At 35.7% G+C, this 1,659-nt stretch carries 2 protein-coding genes; both read left to right on the forward strand.

From position 1 onward, the window contains the following. The first annotated feature begins 531 nt into the window (after positions 1 to 531). A complete protein-coding gene (locus ACFVSH_RS26355) occupies positions 532 to 768 on the forward strand; it encodes a hypothetical protein (RefSeq protein ID WP_387708761.1) in 237 nt (78 codons plus the stop codon). A 3-nt stretch (positions 769 to 771) separates the two neighbouring features. Then, the gene (locus ACFVSH_RS26360) at positions 772 to 1,056 is read left to right on the forward strand and encodes a YhcN/YlaJ family sporulation lipoprotein (RefSeq protein ID WP_387708763.1); all 285 of its coding nucleotides are present in this window, start codon (positions 772 to 774) and stop codon (positions 1,054 to 1,056) included. Positions 1,057 to 1,659 lie beyond the last annotated feature (603 nt).

A 1,659-nucleotide genomic window follows, 5' to 3' on the forward strand; every position in this document is an offset into this window, starting at 1 on the left:
TCTAGCACTTTTTCAAGTGGTGGAAACCAATCTTCTTCATCTAAGCAGCTTGCCCATTGTTGTAACAAAAGTGTCTTTACATCCATTTTCCATTCCCCCCAATTTAATCCCTTTGCTCAAAATTCATTTGCGGCGTGTTGTAGATAGCTAACTGATTAAGGTATCATGCCAATCCCTTGTTCAATTATACTAGCTCTTTAACGGAACAATGAACATTCTTCCGTTTGGAAAATTCTGATAAATTTAGTTTATCATAAATTATGATAACTGAGAAAGATCAACTGTCTAAAACCATTTTGGTTATTCTAAGGCCATTAAACTCACTCGCTCTCAGTAATTATAGTTCACCACCGAAATTGTTTATATGGCTTATAACAAATACATAGATGAACATGATCGATTAATCGAAGAGCAAAAGATAAAATGTGTATCCGTTATCTGGGTATAGTTTAACTTAAAGTGCTTTTTTATGAATATTCCCGAAAATACAGCAGATAGTAATAGGGTATCTAATTTAAAGGAGTGACTAACATGAAGTACACATTTTTAACAAGCGCCTTGATTGCTCTATTCCTAACTGGCTGCGGAACAAATGATAATAATAATGATGGAAAAAATGTTGGAATGAATAATCGAAGCAATCAAAATGACAATACCCTGAATGTAAATGACAGAAACGGCGACAACGATCACAATGCAAGGCAATTAAACAATGATGACAATGATAATAAAATGCGCGTGGCTGATGAAGTAGCAAAAAGTCATTAGGACATGGATGATGTAAAGGGTGCCTCTGTCATTGTTACAGATAATAACGCATATGTCGCCGTCAATCTGACAAATGACAAGAACCTGACAAATGACTTAGAAAAGAAAATTGTTGATCAAGTAAAAAAACATGATCAAGGTGCAGACAACGTTTATGTCTCTGCAAATCCAGACTTTGTTAAAAGTATGAAGGGATATGTCAACGATATTCAAAATGGAAAGCCGATTAGCGGACTATTTAATGAGTTTGGAGATATGGCACAAAGAATGTTCCCGGATGCCAAATAGAAGAGGGTAAAATTCTTGTTTATAGAGAAAGCGACTTGCGATCATACAGCATAGGTAGCCAGGGATGTTTCTCGCTTGTAACGGTAATGTAAGATGCCACAATCCAGAAGAGAATGTAATTAATAAGAAGAGGCAAACACCGGTAGTAAGGTTTAGAGGTTGAAGCTTACGATATATTAAAGGCCATTCCATCCATGATAAAACCCCTTGGTCTATACACGCTGTTACTTGACGAATTATTCTTTTAAATTAGCTAAAGGATCCTCTTGTTCATTATCATCAAGAGGATCCTTTAGCTGTTTCATTTATTTTTATCCGTATTTCGAACATAGGTTGGAATCTCATTGTCGGGACTTCGAGGTACATATAATGAACCGCCGAAAATGGCAGTCCTTTAGATAGACAAACATGAAAAAGTTAGTGATTATTGCAGTAGTAGCATCAATTGTTGGTTTATGTGGAGCTAGTCAGGCTGATTACAAAGATATATCTGATCCGGGCGGTGGACCACGTCAAATGAGGTAAGTTTATATAATAGAAGAAAAATTAAAAAAGGCATTCACAAAGACTGCCATGATTGGGATATAACATATGTATTATTTG

This window comes from Peribacillus sp. NPDC058002 (assembly GCF_042886655.1).
Taxonomy (GTDB): Bacteria; Bacillota; Bacilli; order Bacillales; family DSM-1321; genus Peribacillus; species Peribacillus aracenensis.

Bases quoted from the DNA above. Each gene is read 5' to 3' on its own strand.
- ACFVSH_RS26355 (WP_387708761.1), top strand. From the start codon at position 532: ATGAAGTACACATTTTTAACAAGCGCCTTGATTGCTCTATTCCTAACT.
- ACFVSH_RS26360 (WP_387708763.1), top strand. From the start codon at position 772: ATGGATGATGTAAAGGGTGCCTCTGTCATTGTTACAGATAATAACGCA.